This window comes from Pantoea sp. alder81 (genome assembly GCF_020179835.1).
Lineage (GTDB): Bacteria > Pseudomonadota > Gammaproteobacteria > Enterobacterales > Enterobacteriaceae > Pantoea.
Map to the genome: position 1 here is coordinate 450,292 of NZ_JAIUDA010000001.1, position 19,847 is coordinate 470,138.

Sequence of the window (19,847 nt, forward strand, 5' to 3'; positions counted from 1 at the left end):
ACGTTCAGGATTATCCGACCAGGGGCTTTGCATCGAGCTGAATTCAGGTATCATGTGCGCGCTAAATTTCTCTGATTGCTAACAGGATCGAACACCATGCCAGTGTTACATAACCTTGTTTCCAATAAAGAGCTGAAAGATCGCATGCTGGCTGAAAGCGAGCCGCGTACCACAGTCTCTTTTTATAAGTACTTCCAGATTGCCGACCCGAAAGCATTCCGTGATGCCCTGTACGTTGCGCTAACAAAGCTCAAGGTATTTGGACGCGTTTACGTGGCTAAAGAGGGGATCAACGCGCAAATCAGCGTCCCTGCCAGTCAATACGAAGCCATGAAAACCGCGCTGTATGCGTTTGATCCGGCGTTAAATCATCTGCGTATGAACATTGCGCTGGATGATGATGGCAAATCATTCTGGGTACTGCGTTTGAAAGTCCGCGAGCGTATCGTGGCGGATGGCATTGAAGATGAAAGCTTTGATGCCAGCGATGTCGGTGCGTATTTGAAAGCTGCAGACGTCAATGCGATGCTCGACGATCCCGATGCGGTGTTTGTCGACATGCGTAACCATTACGAATTCGAAGTGGGCCATTTCGATCAGGCGATGGAAGTGCCCGCCGATACCTTCCGCGATCAGCTGCCGATGGCAGTGGATATGCTGCAGGAGCATAAAGACAAAAAGATTGTCATGTACTGCACCGGTGGGATTCGCTGTGAAAAAGCCAGCGCCTGGATGAAACACAAAGGCTTCAATGATGTTTATCACATTGAAGGCGGCATCATTGAATACACCCGACGCGCGCGTGAGCAGGGTTTACCGGTGCGTTTTAAAGGCAAAAACTTTGTCTTTGATGAACGTATGGGCGAGCGTATCTCTGACGATATTCTCTCCAGCTGCCACCAGTGCGGCGTGCCGTGCGACAGTCACACCAACTGCGTCAATGACGGTTGCCATCTGTTATTCATTCAGTGCCCAAGCTGTGCGGAGAAATATCAAAACTGCTGCAGCCCGCTGTGTATGGAAGAGGCGACGTTAACACCGGAAGAGCAGCGTTCACGCCGCGCAGGCCGTGAAAACGGTAATAAGGTGTTCAACAAGTCGCGCGGTTTACTCAATATGACCATGGCGATCCCCGCGCCAGAGAAGAAGTAAACCGCATCCAGCCTGAGGCCGCATGACCTCAGGCTGGTTTTGCCTTACTGCCGCACGCCTTCCACTGAGATAATCAGCTCAGCTTTCTGCGATGCCGGTCCAAGATCTTTAGTGATATTGAACTCCTTCAACACGATCTCACCGTTAGCTTCAAATCCGGCGCGATAACCGCCCCAGGGATCCTTGCCTTCGCCCAGCAGTCGTGCATCCAGCGTGATCGGTTTAGTCACGCCATTGAGCGTCAGGTCACCCGTAATCTTGTACTCTTTACCCTCTTTTTGGACTGCGGTTGAGGCAAAGGTGGCTTGTGGGAATTTGGCGGTGTTAAGGAAATCCGCGCTGCGAATATGCTTGTCACGTTCTGCATGATTGGTATCGAGGCTGGCAGTGTTCAGGGTCACGTAAACCTTATCAGCTGCTGGGTTCGCTTCGTCAAAAGTAAAAGTGCCGTCAAAGTCTTTGAACGTCCCGTACAGCCAGCTATAACCGAGGTGCTGAATGCGAAACTGTACAAAGGCGTGCTGGCCTTCATTATCAAATTTGTAGTCTGCAGCGCTGGCCAGCAAACTGGTGCCTAACAGGCTGGCGGCGCTCAGTGTCAGTAACGTCTTCTTTAGCATATTATTTTTCCTTTTCAGAGGTTAACGGGATGCGGTAACCCAACATCCTTTTCAGTGTCACGTCTCGATCAACAAAATGGTGTTTCAGTGCTGCCAGTCCGTGCAGAGCGGAAAACAACACCAATCCCCAGGCGAGCCACAAATGCAGAGCGCCGGCCAAATCGGCCTGTTCACCGGCTCCACTCACCAGGGCTGGTACTTCGAACCAACCAAAAACAGAGATAGCTTTGCCATCGGCGGTGGAAATCAGGTAGCCGCTAATCAGGAGCAGGAGTAACACGCCGTACAACAGCCCATGCGCAACGGTGGCGGAACGGCGGATCAAAGGGGAGTAATTTGACAAAGGAGCCGGTGGGGGCGAGATGAAACGCCAGCCCAGACGCAGCAGTAAGGTGGCAAATAGCAGGATGCCAATGCCTTTATGGATTTCAGGCGCGCTGTGATACCAGCCATCGTAATATCCCAACCCGACCATCCACAAACCCAGTGCGAACATGCCGTAAATAGCCAGCGCCATTAGCCAGTGCAACATAATGGTCAGTAGCCCGAAATGTTGTTTGGAGTTACGCCACATAAGAATGGGCCAATATATTGAAATAGGTGGCAATAATCATCCACACTTTGAAATATAAAAGCAATCGAGCTTACCTTTCTATAAAGTTAAAAAAGATATTCGGAAATCGTGCGTTTATATCGGCAATTAAGTCAATAATATTGACCATGAAGGAGCTGACGGGAGGGAAATAAAATTAGATTGAATATTGCTACACCTAATGCGGCAATCTTCAGCATTCAACGTCAGGAAATAACGATTATTGTCAGCTTGAGTCAATATCGCTGGCGCACTGAGCGCGCCAGCGTGACCACATTAAGCAAAACGCGAAAGTGAAAATGGCTTCAGGTCGAAGGAGAAGGGTTTATTCTGGGCAAATTCACTGGCGAGTTCGCCTAATACGCTGGCAAACTTAAATCCGTGTCCACTCAAACCCGTAATGATCAAGCGATTCGGTTCGCCAGGCAGGGTATCAATAATGAAGTCTTCGTCAGGCGTGTTGTCATAGCTGCAGGCCTCACCGTGTAAGCAAACGCCCACACCCGGTAAGAACTGCCGCAGGAAACTGAAGGCTTCACTACCATCCGCAGCGATACTGCCGAAAGGTTTACGATCTTCGGGTTTGTGCATCAGTTGTCCGCCATCATGACGTCCGACTTTCAATGCATTGTTGTCCGCGGGAAAACCATAAAAGTGGCTGCCATCAGGCATCTCCACCGTGAAACCCGGAAATTGGTTGTTCTCGCTGTAACGTCCGTCCGCCTGATACCAGGCGAAGACTTTACGCACCGGTTGTACCGGCAAATCTTTGACCAGTTCACTCACCCAGGTGCCGGCGCTGACCAATAATTTGCGCGCGCGGAACACGCCATCATGCGTGGTAACCTGCTGCAAGTCGCCATCGCGCGCAATCTCAGTAACCGGGCAATTAAACAATTGCGCGCAGCCCGCCTGTTCAGCCAGCTGTATCCAACTGCGTACCGCTTGCTCACATTTGAGGAAGCCGGAGTGTGGCTCGAATACGCCAATGTAGCCATCGGGCACGGAGATCTGCGGCCAGCGCTTACGCACTTCATCTGCCTGCAGGATTTTGACGTCCAGCTGGTAAGCTTTGGCACTATCGATAACATTCTGGATGAATGAGGAGGTGAGCGGGGCGAGGTTGAGTATGCCGCTTCGATGCATGATGCGTTCACCGCCCTGACGTTCCAGCTCATCCCACAAGGTTTGTGCACGCAGCACCAGCGGGACATAGCGTTCACCCTCGCCGTAGGCATGGCGGATCAGGCGGGTTTCACCGTGATGAGTACCATGGCTGTGCGGAGGATGCGCACTATCAATCATCAATACTGATAAGCCAGCCTGGGTTGCGTAAAACCCGGCGGCGGCACCGACCGAACCGCTGCCCACCACAATCAGATCATAAACCATAACCACATCACTCCTGCCAAACGACGAAATTTTTCAACAGCATACCAAAAGAGCGCGCTCATGAAAAAGGCACCCTATTGGGTGCCCTTTCACGCGAAGATAAGAAATTAGTGCTTTTGATTATCGCGTAGGTATTGCTCTGTGGATTCAATCTTTGCAATGCCAGCTTCGAGTATGGAGATGAACTGTCTGGCTACATCGGTAGTCAGCCAGTAGGTGGGGCCTACGTCAGCTTCTTCTTCTTTCTGATCCTGCGATGAGAGCGAGTGCAGGCGGATCATCATGGCGTCATAACTGTCTACAGTACTGATATCCCATCCAACCAGCGGATGAGTCTGAATGACGTCTTTATTTCTGTCCATTATAACCTCCATATTACTCGTTAAACGAAGTGCTTCTTGAGGTTCAATGCGGCTTTTCTTGCACTAGCGGAACAATTATAACATGAAACAGGCGGTACAATAGTTAAAACGTGTGGCGATTAAAAAGAGAACGGTAATAAATGCCTTCAGAATGCGACTTATGTCGAATAATAAAGTGCCCGCAGCTTCGGGCATTTATTCGATAATCGTGACAGCGGATACACCTTAGTTATCGGCGGCGTTAAGAGAAAACTTTACGCCGCCGCGACCGATAAAAAAGGGCAAGCTTCAGGCCTGTGCTTCCGGAGGAACCTGACCATTACGCCGCTGAATCTCTTCCGCCAGCCGGGTAAAATGCTGCTGTAACTGTGTGTCATGGTTCTGGTTTTGCGCTTCGAGGAACAGATTATGCACCAGTAACTGACTGGCGCGATCGTCAAGACAGAACGTCAAACTGGCAAAGGCATTCTCTATTACCGTTAAACGTCGCTGCTGTTCAGCAATCAATGCCAGCAATTCACCGAAGGTCATCGCCTCTTCTGGTTTTTCAGTAGTCATGTAAAACACCTCCTGTCAGCATGACGAGGCAAGAATAGGGGATCGTTAAACATGAGTCTAGATGCAGCGACTTTATCTGGCGAGAGAGAAATAAAAACAAAAAAACCGGGTGGCGAAACCCGGCAAAAACGGCACAGTGGCAGTTAATCAGTAATAAACCAGTCGTCTGCGCTTTCCCACGTTTCTTGTAAAATATCGCTAATGCGTTCGCGTGACTCTTTGCAGCCACCAAATACGCTCAATTGATTACCGCCCGCATAACGGACTTTGACATGGTGATTATCTTCGGGAAAATCACGGGAAATACGACGGGTGAGTTCGGCACTCAGTGCATCCAGTGCACCTGCGGGAAGGGGCTGAGTTTTCGCTACGGTAATTTCAACACGCATAAAAGCCTCCGGGATAATATACTGGTTATTTGTACAGTAAAATTATCCCAAAGGCAAGCTGGGTAATATTATTCTTGAATACGCCAGTTCAGAGTCTCGCCGGCAAGGAACGGAACCAGCGTGTCATCGGCCACATTAATGGTGTCCTGTACTGTCCATGACTCGCGAATCAGCGTCAGCGTGCCTTCATTGAGTGGCAGGCCGTAGAAGTTAGGGCCGTTTTCTGAACAGAACGCTTCAAAATGTTCCAGCGCATTCAACTCTTCGAATACCGTGGCATAGGCGGGCAGCGAGGTCGGTGCGTTAAACACGCCGGCACACCCGCAGCTTGCTTCTTTGAGATGACGCAGATGCGGTGCCGTGTCCGTGCCAAGGAACACGCGACGATTGCCGCTCGCCACCAGGGCGCGCAGCGCTTCCTGATGAATATTGCGTTTCAGGATGGGCAGGCAATAGAGATGAGGACGAACGCCGCCCACCAGCATGTGGTTACGGTTAAACATCAAATGCTGCGGTGTAATGGTGGCACCCAACAGGTCGTTGCCTGCAGCCAGATATTCTGCCGCTTCTTTAGTGGTGATGTGTTCCATCACCACTTTCAGGGCAGGGAAGCGCTGACGCAGCGGTTCCAGCACGGTTTCGATAAAGCGTGCTTCGCGATCAAAGATATCGATGTGCGAATCCGTGACTTCACCGTGTACCAGCATCGGCATACCGATCTGCTGCATACGATCCAGCACGCTGGCAATGGAGTCAATATTGGTGACGCCGTGGCTGGAGTTGGTGGTGGCATGCGCGGGATAGAGTTTTGCTGCCGTGAAGGTCCCGTCGCGGAAGCCACGCTCAATTTCATCCGCATCTAATGAATCGGTGAGGTAGCAGGTCATCAGTGGCGTAAAAGCGTGTTCAGCGGGCAGCGCAGCCATAATGCGCTCGCGATAGGCAATGGCGGCCTCGACGCTGGTCACCGGTGGAACCAGGTTTGGCATGACAATCGCACGACCATTGACCGCACTGGTATAAGGCAGAACTGCATTGAGCATTGCGCCATCGCGCAGATGGATATGCCAATCGTCAGGGCGGCGAATCGTGATTTGCTGGGGTTGGGCTGTCATTCAAAAAGGCTCCGGCTGTGAAAAAACGAATGGGCACGTTTAGGCCGGGGAGTAATCATAAGGGTGCGAGCAACCGTTTGCACGGGATTTTATTGCGGCAAACAAAAACCGCACCCGAAGGTGCGGTGATGGCGGTTAATCCGTAAACGGAATCACCAATTGACCCGGCTTCACTTCAATACCTTTGGCAAATTTCTTCGCCAGCGCTTCGCCTTTGCTGCGATCTTCGCTCAGCACATAGGCGGGCTTCTCATTGAAGTAGCGTTTGAGTGATTCATTCAGATAAGGCGTCAGCGTTTTCATGATGGACGCCATCTTTTCTGGCTGAACCTGCGCATCGACAATTTCAATATCATGCAGATAAATCGCGCCTTCCTGAGCATTGAAAATCGGCTGCGCTTTCATCTTCAGCTGCATTTCCGCCTGCTGCGGGCCAAACAGCGAACTGACATTAATGTTCGCTTTGCCGGACAGAGTAATCTTGCCGGGTTCCTCACGACCAATCTGGCTGTTGAGATCGCTCAGCACAATATGTGCATTGACCAACCCGGACACGCCGATGTCTTTTTCGAAGTTATTACGCTTCTGCAGCGCCTGATTCACTTCCTGTTCGCTGATGGTGTATTGCGTCAATTGGTTACAGCCGCTCAATAGCACGGCTAAAAACAGGGCCAGCAGCCCAGACATCGCCTTTTTCATAGTTCCTCATCCTGAACGATACGGCAAAACAGCCATAGCCTGCCTGAAACCGGGCCAGGTGTCACCAGGTGAGGGATGAGAAACGCCGCAGCGTTTCTCATCAGACGGGGCTAAGCCGCGATGGAAGAGAGCAGGTTAATCTGGGTTTGCTTAGCCATATTGTCGCGGTAATCCGCAACGCGACTCGGCCAATCAATGCCTGCTACGAGGGTCAAAGAACGTAGCAGTGGGAACAGATTAATATCGTCTTCTGACAGTTCACCGTTCACAGCATTAGGTTTGACGATGAGCTTATCGAGCTGACGCAGGTCATCACTGATGTTTTTGATCAGTCCCGGTGCATGTTTGCGCAGTTCCGTGAAATCACCAATGCTGGCCTGTTTTTTCTCACGGAAGTAGCTACGCGCTTCCGGCGTGGCAAATTCCGCAAACGAGGCGTCAGCGATACGTGGAATCAGCAGTTTGTTAATGTAGCCGTTAACGCGACGCAGCCATTCGCTGATGGCGGGGTTGTTTTTGCCGTTCAGCAGTGGCTCGCGATCCTGCTTATCCACCAGGCGGACAATGTCCATACTTTCCGGTATCGCACTGCCATCGGCTTTTTGCAGAATCGGCGCCATCTTCTGCCCTATGAGTTTTTTAGGCACCTGCTCGTCGTCATTCAGCATAACGATCAGTTCAACCGGCAGGTTCTTTAAGCCAAAAATCATGCGTGCTTTCACGCAGAAAGGGCAGTGATCGTAGATGTAGAGTTTCATCCCGTTTCTCCTGTGTAAATCTAAGGGTGACGAAGGTCACCCTTTTTTCGGACGTGCGGGAAGTATGGAAGAGATCACCCGAAGGGGCAAACTAGCTGCTGAAGATAGCCGGTGCCACGGAACGTGGCTGGAACTGCCACCATAATGCCATGAGCGTAACCATGCCCACGCTGCTTAGCAGCATCCACGGCAGTTCCGGCAGCGCCATCTGCTGCCCGACGTCGAACATCCAGCCGCCGCCGGAGTAGCCAATTAAACCGCCGATGGCGAGCCCCAGTCGGCTGAAACCCATATAGCTGCCACGCGCGCGTGAACTGGCCAGCGACGCGCTGAGGGTTTCACGCGCCGGTTCGGCGATGATGGAACCGAGGTAAAACACGCCGATTAACAGGAACAGCGAAGGCAGAGATTGGGTCATCCCGACGGGCAACAGGCTAAAGGTCATCAGGAATAAACCGGCCATCAGGCGGGTTTCCAGGCGGAAGCGCTTTTCGCTCCAGCGTGCCAGCGGATAGAGCAGGCTGAGTGACAGCATGGCTTCGATGGCGTACATCCATTTCACAGCGGCGGGCGCGCCCGCCACCTGATTCACCATCACCGGCAACATTAGCATCACCTGCACGGCCAGAATGTAGTAGCCGGTCAACGTCAGCACATAGAGGCGGAAGCGTTTATCCTGCCAGACGCGCTGCATACCTTCGCGCATGGCAATACGTTCGGTTGAAATGCGCCACGCCGGTAGCCACACGGCGTTAAATATCGCCGCGACGACAAACACCGCCGCACCCACCCAGCATACCAGGCGGAAATCCCACGCCAGCAGCCAACTGCCAATCAACGCACCCAGCACCGCCCCCGCGCTGTCCTGCATCATCAGCAGCGAGAAGAAGCGACCGCGCTCGCGTGCACGCACCAATTTCACTACCATGGCGCTGCGGGGAGGATCAAACAAAGTGCCGCCAAGTCCGGAGAGTAAGCAAGCCAGCCACAGCATCCACGGTTGGTGAGCCAGCGCCATGCAGGCAAATCCGGCGGCGCGCATCAGCATGCCCGTCACGATCAGCGGGCGGGCACCAAAACGGTCGGCCACCGCACCGCCAAAAATCCCCAGCCCCTGCTGCACGAATTGGCGCAAACCCAGCGCAATACCCACCATTAATGCCGCCCAGCCAAGCTGTTCAACGAAATGGATGGAAATCAGCGGGAATACCACGAAAAAGCCTAACACCACCAACATGTTATCGACTAAAAGGAATGTTTTACCGAGGCGTCGTGCCCGCGCAACCCGAGACATGCTTAATCCTGAGCAAGAGAGGTGAAAAGGGACCAGTTGGTCTATTTTCCGCCTGCGCTAACGGGAAAGACAGCGTATCCAGGATGATATTTTTTCATCGAATCCGCAGAAAAATTAATCCTGGATAAGGATGAATGGCGTGGCATGCTGTCGAGGGTTTTACCGTAGCTCAGGTCACGGTTATAGTGAGAAGTATCGCCTCAGGCGTACATCTTTCTTAAAGTTATGGATTTCAGGAGTCATGATGTTTGGCTATCGTTCTGCTGGACCCCGCGTGCGCCTGACTACCGATCGTTTGGTGGTCCGTTTAGTTCACGAGCGCGATGCCTGGCGATTGGCAGATTATTATGCGGAGAACCGCGTCTTCCTTAAACCCTGGGAGCCGGTGCGCGACGAGAGCCACTGCTATCCCTCGGGCTGGCAGGCGCGCCTTGGACTGATCGCGGATATGCATAAACAGGGCTCAGCCTACTATTTCGTGCTGATGGACCCGGAAGAGCATGAAGTGCGCGGTGTCGCCAATTTTAGCAACGTGCTGCGCGGTTCATTTCACGCCTGTTACCTCGGTTATTCGCTGGGGGAAAAGTGGCAGGGGCAAGGAATGATGTTTGAAGCACTGCAGTCAGCGATTCGCTATATGCAACGACAGCAACGCATTCACCGCATCATGGCCAACTATATGCCGCATAATCAGCGCAGCGGCGATTTGCTGGCGCGTCTCGGATTCGAGAAAGAGGGTTATGCCAAAGATTACCTGCTGATTGATGGACGCTGGCAGGATCACGTGCTGACCGCGCTGACCTGGCAGGAGTGGACCGCGGATCGTCGTGGACAATAAAAGGAAATACGCATGAAGATGGCTTTATCCGCGCAGGCGCTGCGTGTGATCGGTTGCCTGTTAGAGAAACAGGTCACCACTCCGGATCAATATCCGCTTTCCCTCAACGGCGTGGTCACCGCCTGTAATCAAAAATCCAACCGCGAACCGGTGATGAATCTGAGTGAAATGGAGGTGCAATCTCAGCTAGATGAGCTGGTGAAAAAGCATCTGGCCACCTCCAATAACGGGTTCGGTCAACGTGTCAGTAAGTATGAACAGCGCTTCTGTAACTCCGCATTCGGTAATCTGCAGCTTAACAGCGCAGAAGTGGCGGTGCTGACGTTACTGTTCTTACGCGGCGCACAGACGCCGGGTGAATTGCGTACTCGCAGTGGACGCTTGCATGAGTTCACTGATATGCATGAGGTTGAGCAGACGCTGAGCGGCTTAATCACCCGTGATGACGGCCCGATGGTGGTGCGTCTGGCACGTGAGCCGGGTAAACGCGAAAGTCGTTACATGCATCTGTTTGGCGGTGATGTTGTTGAAGCGCCCGCCGCGAGTGCGGATGAGATGGACAGCGATGATTTGGTGAGCCGGGTCGCGCAGCTGGAGCAGCAGGTGGCTCAACTGCAATCCCAACTGGAACAACTGCTGCAGAAGGAGCAATAACATGACGCTACGCATCGGCATTGTTGGATTAGGTGGCATCGCGCAAAAAGCCTGGTTGCCCGTATTGTCTCACGCGACTGACTGGCAGCTGGCGGGCGCGTTTTCGCCGAATCAGGCAAAAGCCCAGCCGATTTGCGACAGCTATCGCATGCCTTATTTCAACCAGCTGGACGCGCTGGCGGCAGCCAGTGATGCGGTATTTGTGCACAGCAGCACCGCCAGTCATTTTGAAGTGGTGCAGGCGCTACTGCTTGCCGGCAAAGATGTTTGCGTGGATAAACCTTTAGCCGAAACCCTGCAGCAGGCGGAAGCGCTGGTGGCATTGGCGGAGAAGCGCAAACGTAAACTGATGGTGGCGTTTAATCGCCGCTTTGCTCCACGCTATCAAAAGTTGAAAGCCGAGATGCCGCGTGCAGCCTCACTGCGCATTGAAAAGCATCGTGCGGATAGCGTGGGTCCGCAGGATCTGCGTTTTACCTTGCTGGATGACTACCTGCACGTGGTGGATACGGCGCTGTGGCTGGCGGGCGGCAAGCTGACGCGTGAGCAGGGCTTTATTGAAACCAATGAAGAGGGCGCGATGTTGTACGCCGAACATCACTTCTCAGCAGGCGCGCTGCAAATTACCACTAGTATGCATCGTCGCGCGGGCACACAGCGCGAAGTGGTCAGCGCCATTTGCGACGGTGATTACATCGAAATTAATGAGATGCGTGACTGGCAGCAGGAGAACCTCGGCGGTTTACGTACCGATCCATCACCCTCCTGGCAAAGCCATCTCACTCAGCGCGGTTTCAGCGGTGCGGCACAGCATTTTATTCAGTGCGTGCAAAATCAGACGATGCCTGAGACCAGTGGTGAACAGGCGCTGGCGGCGCAGCGTCTGGTGGAAAAACTGTGGCGCGATGCCGAACAGGAATAACCCCTTGTAACACTCAATGCTGGTCATTTCCCGCCGTGGCAGTAGACTATCGCCGGACATCAGCAGATGTCCGCGCTAAGTTGCTCATTTATCCGACACTTTTCAGGATGCGCCACTCAAAATGAATTTGTTGAAATCGCTGGCTGCGGTCAGTTCGATGACCCTTTTTTCCCGCGTGCTGGGCTTTGCCCGTGATGCCATTGTGGCACGCGTTTTCGGTGCCGGCATGGCCACCGATGCCTTCTTCGTGGCCTTTAAACTGCCCAATTTGCTGCGCCGTATCTTTGCGGAAGGCGCTTTCTCGCAGGCGTTCGTGCCTATTCTTGCGGAGTACAAAAGTAAGCAGGGCGAAGATGCCACGCGCGTCTTTGTTGCTTACGTCTCCGGTTTACTGACGCTGGTGCTGGCGGTGGTGACGGTGCTTGGCATGATTGCCGCGCCCTGGGTGATAGTGGTGACCGCGCCCGGATTTGCCGATACCGCCGATAAGTTCGCGCTCACCAGTTCACTGCTGCGCGTCACCTTCCCTTATATTCTGCTGATCTCTTTGGCGTCGCTGGCCGGTGCAATACTCAATACCTGGAATCGCTTCTCCGTTCCGGCGTTTGCGCCCACGCTGTTAAACATCAGCATGATTGGTTTTGCGGTGTTTGCTGCCCCTCACTTCAATCCGCCGGTAATGGCGCTGGCCTGGGCGGTGGTGGTCGGTGGGGTGTTACAGTTGTTCTATCAGCTACCGCATCTGAAGAAAATCGGCATGCTGGTGTTGCCGCGTCTCAACCTGCGTGACGCAGGCGTGTGGCGCGTCATGCGTCAAATGGGGCCGGCAATTCTTGGCGTCTCGGTGAGCCAGATTTCCCTGATTATCAACACCATTTTTGCTTCGTTCCTTGTCTCGGGATCGGTGTCGTGGATGTATTATGCCGACCGTTTGATGGAGTTCCCGTCGGGCGTGCTGGGTGTGGCTCTGGGCACGATTCTCCTGCCGTCATTAGCAAAAAGCTTCTCCAGCGGTAATCATGATGAGTATTCCCGTCTAATGGACTGGGGCCTGCGCCTCTGCTTCCTGCTGGCTCTGCCCAGTGCCGTTGCCCTCGGGATCCTCTCCGGCCCGCTGACCGTGGCGCTGTTCCAGTACGGTAAATTTACCGCGTTTGATGCCGCCATGACGCAGCGTGCGCTGGTGGCCTATTCCGTCGGTTTGATGGGATTGATTGTGGTGAAAGTGCTGGCGCCAGGCTTCTATTCGCGTCAGGACATTAAAACCCCGGTGAAGATTGCCATTGTGACGTTGATCATGACGCAGGTGATGAACCTGGCATTTATCGGCCCACTCAAACATGCCGGATTGTCATTGTCGATTGGATTAGCGGCTTGTTTAAACGCCGCGCTGCTGTACTGGCAATTGCGCAAACAGGATATCTTCCAGCCGCAGCCGGGTTGGTTTAGCTTCCTGATGCGTCTGTTGATTGCGGTTGTGGTGATGGCGGCAGCGCTGCTGGGTATTTTGCATGTGATGCCGGCCTGGGAAGAAGGGCAGATGTGGTGGCGATTACTGCGTCTGGCCGCAGTCTGTGCGATTGGCGGCGGTGCCTACTTTGTGATGCTGGGCTTGCTGGGCTTCCGACCCCGAGATTTTGCCCGCCGTACGCTGGCATAAAAAAATCCCGCCTTGGCGGGATTTTTCTTTATCAGCCTTTGCGGCTGAGCGTCGACTGACCTTTGCCTAATCCATCGGGCCCGTAAAACGCCTGAGTCTGGTGCGGTTTTAGTACCGAGAGCGCATCATTCGTGAAGTTAATCTGATGCTGCAGCAGAATACCATTATGAGTATTCGTATCGCGCAAACGGCGGGTATGCTGCTGAATGCTCTGCCAGCGGCGTTCACGGTCGCTGTGACCACCATAGGGCGCCTGCGTACCGAGTGACTTTTCGGTATTTCGGCGCATTTCGTCCAGATAATTCAACGTCGTTAGCAGCGCGCTTTTGTCTTCTGATATGCGCTGCAACAGGTTGCCATTAACCTGGCCGGCAGAAAGCTGCTGTTGCTCTTCATCCATCACCACGGTGAGTGAAGCCAGCACGTCCTGCATTTTATCTAAGGTGGTCAACAGATTGTCCATTGGGATTAGTTACCCTCTAAATACGCCTTGGTATCGGCGATCAGCGCGTCGGCGATCTTACCGGTATCCATTTTCAGTTCGCCATTACGAATAGCGGTTTTCAATTGTTCAACACGCGCGGTGTTGATGTCTTTGCTGCCCGGCTGCATCAACTGCGCCTGAGCCGTGCTCAACTTCACTTCGGCACCGCTTTCGCTGGTGCTGGCGTTGGTCGAAGCGGTAACGTTTTGGCGCACCTTGCCGTTGTTATCGTTGGTGTCGCGGGATTGTACAGTGCTCACCGGGATTAAAGGCTGCGTTCTGTCGATGCTCATGGTAGTGCTCCTGTAAGGTCAGCTGAGGGTCAGTCAACTGAGTCAGCATAGGGTAATGTCTTTGTTGATATCTCTATCGGCAGAACAACAGGGTTCTTTAACGCTTTATAGCGATATCAGAATATTCCCATCCGCGTCGACGCGACCACTGACAACCTGACCATTTCCCATGCGTACGCGCACCATTTGTGCCGCGCTGGCGTTGTTCAGCGCACGTCCTTCGCTGCTGGCATTAAACCCGTTTCCACTCGCCACTACCATCACATTTTGGCCGGCTTTGACGCGCCATGGCTGGCGCAGCATTGATGCGGTCACCGGCTGTCCTGGCGGGATATCGCGCAGGGCAATCGCATCGGTCACGCTGTTGTTATCAAACAGCGCGCGCGGCGGTAATTCATCCAGGCGGCCGGTTTCCATGCGGAAGTCATTGGGATCAAGTGCCGCACCACGCGCCACCTGACGACTGGCAACCAGATACTGGCCCGTTACCTGAACCTGTACCTGTAAAAAGCGACGGTTCTGCGCACAGTTAGCGGAAATGCTGAGATTGCCCCACTGGCGGCTGTTGCCTGGCAGTTGCAGTTCCGGTGCCTCGCAAGTCGGCCACTGCTCCTTTGGCGTGCGCACCACCACGGTCATACCCGCAGCATGCTGCGGATCGCGCGCTTTAAAAAACTGCGTTAACTGGGCGGTCAGATCCGCCGCATGGCCGGGCAGCGCGAAGGCCAACAACAGCGTGGCCAGCAAAGGTGAAAAACTGCGCATAAACGCCTCCTGTCGAGAAGATGGCCTGAGTCTACTCTTCGCGCGAAAAATTCAATGTCAAAAATAGCCGTGATTTTTGCTGCTATTCAGACGATCACCCTTGCATTTGTCCACTTAAGCTGTCAGCTCAAAATTCTCATTCGCGGAGGAAGCATGCTCGACAAACTCGATGCCGCGCTGCGATTTGGTACAGAAGCGATAAACCTACGAGCTCAGCGTCAGGAAATCCTGGCGTCAAATATTGCCAACGCCGATACCCCGGGCTACCAGGCGCGGGATATCGACTTTGCCAGCCAACTGAGCAAGGTGATGGAAAACGGTCGCGCAGAGGGCAGCAGCATGTCGCTGAAAGTCACCTCTTCGCGCCACATCGCCGCTGAAACCAATTCTCAGCCATCCATGGACCTGATGTACCGCATTCCCGATCAACCTGCCGCGGATGGCAACACCGTGGATATGGATCGCGAACGTACGCAGTTTGCTGATAACAGCCTGAAATACCAAACCGATCTCACCCTCATCAGTAGCCAGATCAAAGGCATGATGAGCGTTCTGCAGGGGCAATAACCATGGCATTGCTGAATATATTTGATATCGCCGGTTCTGCGATGACCGCGCAGTCACAGCGCCTCAACGTCAGCGCCAGTAACCTGGCCAACGCCGACAGCGTTACCGGGCCGGATGGTCAGCCGTACGTGGCCAAGCAGGTGATTTTCCAGACCGATGCCGCCCCTGGTGCGGCCACCGGTGGCGTTAAAGTCGCGGGCGTGGTGAACGATCCTACCCCGGCCAAATTGGTGTATGACCCGGGTAATCCGATGGCGGATGACAAGGGTTACGTCAAGATGCCAAACGTCGATGTCGTATCAGAAACCGTTAACACCATGTCAGCGTCTCGCAGCTATCAGGCCAACGTCGAAGTGTTGAACACGGTGAAGTCAATGATGATGAAAACCCTGACGATGGGTCAATAACGGAGCACGAACATGAGCGTAGCAGTCGGCGTTAATGCCAATCTTGACCCAACGGTACTGAGTTCCTCCAGCTCAACCGGCACCGGAAACAGTGCACAGGACCTGCAGAACCAGTTCCTGACTATGCTGGTGACGCAGTTACAGAACCAGGATCCTACCAATCCGATGGACAACAGCCAGCTGACCACCCAGCTGGCGCAGATCAATACCCTGAGCGGCATTGAGAAGCTGAACACCACACTGGGCTCCATCTCCGGTCAGCTCACCACCAGCCAGTCGCTGCAGAGCACCACGCTGATCGGCCATGGTGTGATGATCGATGGCAGCCAGGTATTAGTCGGCAGCGGTACCACTACACCGTTTGGTGTGGAATTGACCACCGCATCCACGGCGACAACTGCCACCATCAAGGACAGCAGCGGAACCGTAGTCCGTACCATCGATTTGGGCGCGTTGACGTCGGGCGTGCATGCCTTCTCATGGGATGGCACTGATGCGAATGGCACCACGGTCGCTGATGGAAAATATTCTGTATCGATTGCCGCCAGCAACGGCAGCACCCAACTGGTGGCACAACCGCTTAATTACGCTTACGTGAATGGCGTGAGTACGGTGGATAGCACCTCAAAACTGGATCTCGGCACCATGGGCTCCGCCACTCTTGATGAAGTTCGTCAGATTCTCTAATTCAATTTTAGCAGGAGACACGCTATGTCTTTTTCTCAAGCTGTAAGTGGTATGAATGCGGCCTCCAGTAACCTGGATGTCATTGGTAACAACATCGCCAACTCCGCAACTGCGGGCTTCAAATCCAGCACCATCTCATTCGCCGATATGTTTGCTGGCTCGAACGTGGGTATGGGTACCAAGGTCGCTGCGGTTATTCAGAACTTTAACGACGGTACTACCACTTCAACCAGCCGTGGTCTGGACGTGGCATTGAGCGGTAACGGCTTCTTCCGTATGACCGACGCCGCGGGCAGCGTTTACTACTCGCGTAATGGCCAGTTCACACTGGATGCGAACCGTAACCTGGTGAACACCCAGGGTATGAGCGTGACCGGCTATCCCGCTACCGGTACACCGCCAACGATTCAGACCGGTGCCAATCCAGTGGCGCTGAGCGTACCAACAACCCAGATGGCAGCGCGTGCGACGACTACCGCAGGCTTGGTTTCTAACCTGAACTCTACGGACGCGACTCCTACGGTTACCCCGTTTGATTCTTCAAATGTGGATAGCTACAACGCTAAAAGCACAGTGACCGTTTATGACTCGCAGGGTAATGACCACGCACTGGATCTTTATTACGTTAAAGACACAAGTAACAACTGGACAGTGAATGCGGTGGATTCGACTACCGGTGACAATGTCGGCACCTTCACCATGCAGTTTAGTACTAACGGTCAATTGACCTCAGTGACTAGTGGTGCCACCGTGAACACCAATGGCACCGTTGCGTTGACCATTAACCCGCCAACTGTTGCCGGTGGAACCGTTGCTGATAACGGTGCTGCGGCTAACCAGGTGATTACCCTCAGCTTGTTGGGCAGTGCTCAGCAGAACACCGGTACCACTTCATTCGGAAACCCAACGCAGGATGGTTATGCGCCGGGCGACCTGACCAGCTACGCCATCAACGATGACGGCACCATCACCGGTACTTACTCCAACCAGAAAACTCAGTTGCTGGGTCAGGTTGTACTGGCGAGTTTCTCTAACCCGGAAGGTTTGCAGTCAGAAGGCGATAACGTCTGGTCAGCAACCAACTCTTCAGGTCAGGCAGCCATCGGTCTGGCTAACACCGGCACTTACGGTTCACTGACCTCAGGTGCACTGGAAGCGTCTAACGTTGATCTGAGTAAAGAGCTGGTCAACATGATCGTTGCGCAGCGTAACTATCAGGCCAACAGCCAGACCATCAAAACGCAGGATCAGATTCTTAACACACTGATTCAATTACGTTAATACGCTAACGGGATTGCACTATGGATCACGCAATATATACCGCAATGAGCGCCGCCAGTCAGACGATGGAACAACAATCGGTGACTGCCAGCAACCTCGCCAATGCCTCAACGCCGGGCTTCCGCGCTCAGCTCAACGCGTTGCGCGCGGTGCCGGTCAACGGCTGGTCGCTGCCAACGCGCACCCTGGTTGCTGCTTCAACACCGGGCGCGGACATGACGCCCGGCGCGATGGACAACACCGGTCGTCCGCTGGATGTGGCCGTGCAGCAAGATGGCTGGCTGGCGGTGCGTACCGCTGACGGTTCTGAGGCTTATACCCGCAACGGCAACATGCAGATCAGCTCGACCGGTATTTTGACCGTTCAAGGCAATCCCGTAATGGGCGATGGCGGTCCCATCGCCATTCCGCAAGGCTCTGAACTGACCATCGCGGCTGACGGCACCATCACCTCGCGTAATGCGGGTGATGCGCCCAACGCTACGGTGCAGATTGGCAAGCTGAAGCTGGTGAAAGCCACGGGCAAAGAGTTGCAGCGTGGTGACGACGGCATGTTCCGTCCGACCCAGGCGACACAGGCCACACGCGGTGCCGCATTGGCTCCTGATGCAACGGTTGCCGTGATGCCTGGCGTGCTGGAAGGCAGTAACGTCAAGCCTGTGGAAACCATGGTCGATATGATCGCCAACGCCCGACGTTTTGAGATGCAGATGAAAGTCATCACCAACGTCGATGAAAACGAACAAAAAGCTAATCAACTGCTCAACATGAGCAGCTAAGGCGTAAGGAAAAAACATGATTCGTTCTTTATGGATCGCTAAAACTGGCCTTGACGCCCAGCAAACCAATATGGACGTCATTTCGAACAACCTCGCCAACGTTTCAACCAACGGGTTTAAACGTTCGCGTGCGGTGTTTGAAGACCTGATGTATCAGACACTGCGTCAGCCGGGTACTCAGTCATCGGAACAGACCACGCTGCCTTCGGGTTTGCAGATTGGTACCGGTGTGCGTCCTGTGACCACTGAACGTCTGCATACTCAGGGCAACCTGTCGCAGACCAGCAACTCAAAAGACGTGGCGATCAACGGTCAGGGTTATTTCGAAGTGCAGATGCCAGACGGCACCTCTTCCTATACCCGCGACGGTTCATTCCAGGTGGATCAGAACGGTCAGCTGGTGACCAATGCCGGTTATCCGGTGCAGCCTGGGATCACTATCCCGGCAAACGCCACCAGCATCACCATCTCGCGTGACGGTGTAGTCAGTGTGACCCAGCAAGGTCAGACCAACCCGGCACAGGTCGGACAGCTGACAATCAGTACCTTTATGAACGATGCGGGTCTCGATAGCCTGGGTGAAAACCTCTATCAGGAAACGCAGGCATCCGGTGCAGCCACGCAGAGTACGCCTGGCCAGAACGGTGCCGGCTTGCTGTATCAGGGTTATGTTGAAACCTCGAACGTCAACGTGGCGGAAGAACTGGTGACGATGATCCAGACGCAGCGTGCTTACGAGATCAACAGCAAAGCGATCACCACCTCTGATCAGATGCTGCAGAAATTAACCCAGATTTAATCTGGGATCGTTGGGCCAGCTTGGGGCTGGCCTGATTAAGAACATGAAAAAAGGTCAGAACTCCGTGGCGAAGCAAGTGATTCTCAAGCCTGGGCATTGGTTAGTAGCCACGCTGCTACTGACACTTAACGGTTGTGCGCTGGTACCGCGCACGCCACTGGTGCAGGGCGCAACAACGGCAGAGCCAACGCCATCCGCACCGCCAGTGGTGAACGGTTCCATTTTTCAGGGTGTGGCACCTTTGAACTACGGCTACCAGCCGCTGTTTGAGGATCGTCGTCCACGTAACATTGGTGACACCCTGACCATTACGCTGCAAGAAAACGTCAGCGCCAGCAAAAGCTCGTCCGCCAACGCCAGCCGCGATGGCAGCAACAGCTTTGGCGTGAGCACTGTGCCAACCGGCCTGAGCGGTCTGGTCGGCGCCGCCGGTGAGAAAGCCGGTCTGGATGCCAATGGCAAAAATGACTTCGCTGGCAAAGGTGGCGCGACCGCCAATAACACCTTTACCGGCACCATCACCGTCACCGTGAATCAGGTGTTGTCCAACGGCAACCTGCGCGTGGTCGGTGAGAAACAGATCGAAATTAACCAGGGAACTGAGTTTATTCGCTTCTCTGGTGTGGTTAACCCACGCACCATCAGCGCCAGCAACGCCGTGTTGTCAACGCAGGTGGCCGATGCACGTATTGAGTATGTCGGAAACGGGTATATCAATGAGGCGCAAACCATGGGCTGGTTCCAGCGTTTCTTCCTGAACGTGTCGCCGATGTAATCGAG

General features: G+C 53.8%; 25 protein-coding genes. 12 read left to right on the forward strand and 13 right to left on the reverse strand.

Annotated elements, in window-relative coordinates:
* The first annotated feature begins 96 nt into the window (after nucleotides 1–96).
* Complete coding sequence (locus tag LBW88_RS02135; protein ID WP_224929299.1) at nucleotides 97–1,152, forward strand: rhodanese-related sulfurtransferase; 1,056 nt, start codon at nucleotides 97–99, stop codon at nucleotides 1,150–1,152.
* A gap of 44 nt (nucleotides 1,153–1,196) precedes the next feature.
* Here LBW88_RS02135 and LBW88_RS02140 read toward each other — a convergent pair whose 3' ends face one another.
* The 10 genes from LBW88_RS02140 to mdtH all read right to left on the reverse strand — a co-directional run bounded on the left by LBW88_RS02140 (nucleotide 1,197) and on the right by mdtH (nucleotide 8,931).
* Entirely contained in the window at nucleotides 1,197–1,772 is a 576-nt protein-coding gene (locus tag LBW88_RS02140) for a YceI family protein (protein WP_224929297.1), read from the reverse strand.
* A 1-nt stretch (nucleotide 1,773) separates the two neighbouring features.
* Nucleotides 1,774–2,346 carry a cytochrome b gene (locus tag LBW88_RS02145; protein ID WP_224929295.1) on the reverse strand — a complete coding sequence of 191 codons (573 nt, stop codon included), beginning with the start codon at nucleotides 2,344–2,346 and terminating at the stop codon, nucleotides 1,774–1,776.
* Nucleotides 2,347–2,640: 294 nt separating this feature from the next.
* The gene (gene solA, locus LBW88_RS02150; RefSeq protein WP_224929292.1) at nucleotides 2,641–3,756 is read right to left on the reverse strand and encodes an N-methyl-L-tryptophan oxidase; all 1,116 of its coding nucleotides are present in this window, start codon (nucleotides 3,754–3,756) and stop codon (nucleotides 2,641–2,643) included.
* Between the two features lie 107 nt (nucleotides 3,757–3,863).
* A complete protein-coding gene (bssS, locus tag LBW88_RS02155) occupies nucleotides 3,864–4,118 on the reverse strand; it encodes a biofilm formation regulator BssS (RefSeq protein WP_013508627.1) in 255 nt (84 codons plus the stop codon).
* 288 nt (nucleotides 4,119–4,406) lie between these two features.
* Nucleotides 4,407–4,676: a hypothetical protein gene (locus LBW88_RS02160; protein WP_224929290.1), complete on the reverse strand. Its 270-nt coding sequence runs from the start codon at nucleotides 4,674–4,676 to the stop codon at nucleotides 4,407–4,409.
* 143 nt (nucleotides 4,677–4,819) lie between these two features.
* Nucleotides 4,820–5,065, reverse strand: a complete 246-nt coding sequence (dinI, locus tag LBW88_RS02165) for a DNA damage-inducible protein I (RefSeq protein ID WP_200571235.1) — start codon at nucleotides 5,063–5,065, stop codon at nucleotides 4,820–4,822.
* Nucleotides 5,066–5,133: 68 nt separating this feature from the next.
* Nucleotides 5,134–6,180 carry a dihydroorotase gene (gene pyrC / locus LBW88_RS02170; RefSeq protein ID WP_224929286.1) on the reverse strand — a complete coding sequence of 349 codons (1,047 nt, stop codon included), beginning with the start codon at nucleotides 6,178–6,180 and terminating at the stop codon, nucleotides 5,134–5,136.
* 135 nt (nucleotides 6,181–6,315) lie between these two features.
* Nucleotides 6,316–6,879 (reverse strand): lipoprotein, encoded by a 564-nt coding sequence (locus LBW88_RS02175; protein WP_034820132.1) that lies wholly within the window; start codon nucleotides 6,877–6,879, stop codon nucleotides 6,316–6,318.
* A gap of 110 nt (nucleotides 6,880–6,989) precedes the next feature.
* Entirely contained in the window at nucleotides 6,990–7,637 is a 648-nt protein-coding gene (gene grxB, locus LBW88_RS02180; protein WP_224929283.1) for a glutaredoxin 2, read from the reverse strand.
* Between the two features lie 91 nt (nucleotides 7,638–7,728).
* A complete protein-coding gene (gene mdtH / locus LBW88_RS02185; protein ID WP_224929280.1) occupies nucleotides 7,729–8,931 on the reverse strand; it encodes a multidrug efflux MFS transporter MdtH in 1,203 nt (400 codons plus the stop codon).
* Between the two features lie 244 nt (nucleotides 8,932–9,175).
* On the opposite strand from mdtH, the gene rimJ reads away from it, so the two are divergent.
* The 4 genes from rimJ (at nucleotide 9,176) to murJ (ending at nucleotide 13,005) form a co-directional block, all read left to right on the forward strand.
* Nucleotides 9,176–9,769 carry a ribosomal protein S5-alanine N-acetyltransferase gene (rimJ, locus tag LBW88_RS02190; RefSeq protein WP_034820126.1) on the forward strand — a complete coding sequence of 198 codons (594 nt, stop codon included), beginning with the start codon at nucleotides 9,176–9,178 and terminating at the stop codon, nucleotides 9,767–9,769.
* 12 nt (nucleotides 9,770–9,781) lie between these two features.
* The gene (locus tag LBW88_RS02195; protein WP_224929277.1) at nucleotides 9,782–10,423 is read left to right on the forward strand and encodes a DUF480 domain-containing protein; all 642 of its coding nucleotides are present in this window, start codon (nucleotides 9,782–9,784) and stop codon (nucleotides 10,421–10,423) included.
* A 1-nt stretch (nucleotide 10,424) separates the two neighbouring features.
* On the forward strand, nucleotides 10,425–11,345 hold the full coding sequence (locus tag LBW88_RS02200) for a Gfo/Idh/MocA family protein (protein ID WP_224929275.1): 921 nt from the start codon (nucleotides 10,425–10,427) through the stop codon (nucleotides 11,343–11,345).
* Between the two features lie 121 nt (nucleotides 11,346–11,466).
* On the forward strand, nucleotides 11,467–13,005 hold the full coding sequence (murJ, locus tag LBW88_RS02205; RefSeq protein WP_224929272.1) for a murein biosynthesis integral membrane protein MurJ: 1,539 nt from the start codon (nucleotides 11,467–11,469) through the stop codon (nucleotides 13,003–13,005).
* A gap of 31 nt (nucleotides 13,006–13,036) precedes the next feature.
* Here murJ and flgN read toward each other — a convergent pair whose 3' ends face one another.
* The 3 genes from flgN to flgA all read right to left on the reverse strand — a co-directional run bounded on the left by flgN (nucleotide 13,037) and on the right by flgA (nucleotide 14,547).
* Nucleotides 13,037–13,468, reverse strand: coding sequence for a flagellar export chaperone FlgN (flgN, locus tag LBW88_RS02210; protein WP_224929269.1), 432 nt, complete (start codon nucleotides 13,466–13,468; stop codon nucleotides 13,037–13,039).
* A gap of 5 nt (nucleotides 13,469–13,473) precedes the next feature.
* The gene (flgM, locus tag LBW88_RS02215) at nucleotides 13,474–13,782 is read right to left on the reverse strand and encodes a flagellar biosynthesis anti-sigma factor FlgM (RefSeq protein WP_034830662.1); all 309 of its coding nucleotides are present in this window, start codon (nucleotides 13,780–13,782) and stop codon (nucleotides 13,474–13,476) included.
* A 105-nt stretch (nucleotides 13,783–13,887) separates the two neighbouring features.
* On the reverse strand, nucleotides 13,888–14,547 hold the full coding sequence (gene flgA, locus LBW88_RS02220; protein WP_224929266.1) for a flagellar basal body P-ring formation chaperone FlgA: 660 nt from the start codon (nucleotides 14,545–14,547) through the stop codon (nucleotides 13,888–13,890).
* 153 nt (nucleotides 14,548–14,700) lie between these two features.
* Between flgA and flgB the strand changes: the two genes are divergently transcribed.
* The 7 genes from flgB to LBW88_RS02255 are packed head-to-tail and all read left to right on the forward strand — an operon-like array spanning nucleotide 14,701 to nucleotide 19,842.
* Nucleotides 14,701–15,114, forward strand: coding sequence for a flagellar basal body rod protein FlgB (flgB, locus tag LBW88_RS02225; protein ID WP_200571260.1), 414 nt, complete (start codon nucleotides 14,701–14,703; stop codon nucleotides 15,112–15,114).
* Nucleotides 15,115–15,116: 2 nt separating this feature from the next.
* A complete protein-coding gene (gene flgC / locus LBW88_RS02230) occupies nucleotides 15,117–15,521 on the forward strand; it encodes a flagellar basal body rod protein FlgC (protein ID WP_200571263.1) in 405 nt (134 codons plus the stop codon).
* Between the two features lie 12 nt (nucleotides 15,522–15,533).
* Nucleotides 15,534–16,208: a flagellar hook assembly protein FlgD gene (flgD, locus tag LBW88_RS02235; protein WP_224929262.1), complete on the forward strand. Its 675-nt coding sequence runs from the start codon at nucleotides 15,534–15,536 to the stop codon at nucleotides 16,206–16,208.
* Between the two features lie 24 nt (nucleotides 16,209–16,232).
* Nucleotides 16,233–17,489 (forward strand): flagellar hook protein FlgE, encoded by a 1,257-nt coding sequence (flgE, locus tag LBW88_RS02240; RefSeq protein WP_224929259.1) that lies wholly within the window; start codon nucleotides 16,233–16,235, stop codon nucleotides 17,487–17,489.
* A 20-nt stretch (nucleotides 17,490–17,509) separates the two neighbouring features.
* Complete coding sequence (locus LBW88_RS02245; RefSeq protein WP_224929256.1) at nucleotides 17,510–18,268, forward strand: flagellar basal body rod protein FlgF; 759 nt, start codon at nucleotides 17,510–17,512, stop codon at nucleotides 18,266–18,268.
* A gap of 16 nt (nucleotides 18,269–18,284) precedes the next feature.
* Entirely contained in the window at nucleotides 18,285–19,067 is a 783-nt protein-coding gene (gene flgG, locus LBW88_RS02250) for a flagellar basal-body rod protein FlgG (RefSeq protein WP_084935295.1), read from the forward strand.
* Nucleotides 19,068–19,110: 43 nt separating this feature from the next.
* Nucleotides 19,111–19,842, forward strand: coding sequence for a flagellar basal body L-ring protein FlgH (locus LBW88_RS02255; RefSeq protein ID WP_234472966.1), 732 nt, complete (start codon nucleotides 19,111–19,113; stop codon nucleotides 19,840–19,842).
* Nucleotides 19,843–19,847: the final 5 nt, after the last annotated feature.

Excerpts from the sequence above, each read along its gene's own strand:
- flgE (WP_224929259.1), top strand. The coding sequence starts at position 16,233 with ATGTCTTTTTCTCAAGCTGTAAGTGGTATGAATGCGGCCTCCAGTAAC.
- murJ (WP_224929272.1), top strand. The coding sequence starts at position 11,467 with ATGAATTTGTTGAAATCGCTGGCTGCGGTCAGTTCGATGACCCTTTTT.
- grxB (WP_224929283.1), bottom strand. The coding sequence starts at position 7,637 with ATGAAACTCTACATCTACGATCACTGCCCTTTCTGCGTGAAAGCACGC.
- LBW88_RS02140 (WP_224929297.1), bottom strand. The coding sequence starts at position 1,772 with ATGCTAAAGAAGACGTTACTGACACTGAGCGCCGCCAGCCTGTTAGGC.
- flgD (WP_224929262.1), top strand. The coding sequence starts at position 15,534 with ATGAGCGTAGCAGTCGGCGTTAATGCCAATCTTGACCCAACGGTACTG.
- LBW88_RS02135 (WP_224929299.1), top strand. The coding sequence starts at position 97 with ATGCCAGTGTTACATAACCTTGTTTCCAATAAAGAGCTGAAAGATCGC.
- LBW88_RS02195 (WP_224929277.1), top strand. The coding sequence starts at position 9,782 with ATGAAGATGGCTTTATCCGCGCAGGCGCTGCGTGTGATCGGTTGCCTG.
- solA (WP_224929292.1), bottom strand. The coding sequence starts at position 3,756 with ATGGTTTATGATCTGATTGTGGTGGGCAGCGGTTCGGTCGGTGCCGCC.
- LBW88_RS02175 (WP_034820132.1), bottom strand. The coding sequence starts at position 6,879 with ATGAAAAAGGCGATGTCTGGGCTGCTGGCCCTGTTTTTAGCCGTGCTA.
- flgB (WP_200571260.1), top strand. The coding sequence starts at position 14,701 with ATGCTCGACAAACTCGATGCCGCGCTGCGATTTGGTACAGAAGCGATA.
- LBW88_RS02200 (WP_224929275.1), top strand. The coding sequence starts at position 10,425 with ATGACGCTACGCATCGGCATTGTTGGATTAGGTGGCATCGCGCAAAAA.
- rimJ (WP_034820126.1), top strand. The coding sequence starts at position 9,176 with ATGTTTGGCTATCGTTCTGCTGGACCCCGCGTGCGCCTGACTACCGAT.
- flgA (WP_224929266.1), bottom strand. The coding sequence starts at position 14,547 with ATGCGCAGTTTTTCACCTTTGCTGGCCACGCTGTTGTTGGCCTTCGCG.
- LBW88_RS02160 (WP_224929290.1), bottom strand. The coding sequence starts at position 4,676 with ATGACTACTGAAAAACCAGAAGAGGCGATGACCTTCGGTGAATTGCTG.
- LBW88_RS02245 (WP_224929256.1), top strand. The coding sequence starts at position 17,510 with ATGGATCACGCAATATATACCGCAATGAGCGCCGCCAGTCAGACGATG.
- LBW88_RS02145 (WP_224929295.1), bottom strand. The coding sequence starts at position 2,346 with ATGTGGCGTAACTCCAAACAACATTTCGGGCTACTGACCATTATGTTG.
- pyrC (WP_224929286.1), bottom strand. The coding sequence starts at position 6,180 with ATGACAGCCCAACCCCAGCAAATCACGATTCGCCGCCCTGACGATTGG.
- mdtH (WP_224929280.1), bottom strand. The coding sequence starts at position 8,931 with ATGTCTCGGGTTGCGCGGGCACGACGCCTCGGTAAAACATTCCTTTTA.
- flgM (WP_034830662.1), bottom strand. The coding sequence starts at position 13,782 with ATGAGCATCGACAGAACGCAGCCTTTAATCCCGGTGAGCACTGTACAA.
- bssS (WP_013508627.1), bottom strand. The coding sequence starts at position 4,118 with ATGGACAGAAATAAAGACGTCATTCAGACTCATCCGCTGGTTGGATGG.
- flgC (WP_200571263.1), top strand. The coding sequence starts at position 15,117 with ATGGCATTGCTGAATATATTTGATATCGCCGGTTCTGCGATGACCGCG.
- LBW88_RS02255 (WP_234472966.1), top strand. The coding sequence starts at position 19,111 with ATGAAAAAAGGTCAGAACTCCGTGGCGAAGCAAGTGATTCTCAAGCCT.
- dinI (WP_200571235.1), bottom strand. The coding sequence starts at position 5,065 with ATGCGTGTTGAAATTACCGTAGCGAAAACTCAGCCCCTTCCCGCAGGT.
- flgG (WP_084935295.1), top strand. The coding sequence starts at position 18,285 with ATGATTCGTTCTTTATGGATCGCTAAAACTGGCCTTGACGCCCAGCAA.
- flgN (WP_224929269.1), bottom strand. The coding sequence starts at position 13,468 with ATGGACAATCTGTTGACCACCTTAGATAAAATGCAGGACGTGCTGGCT.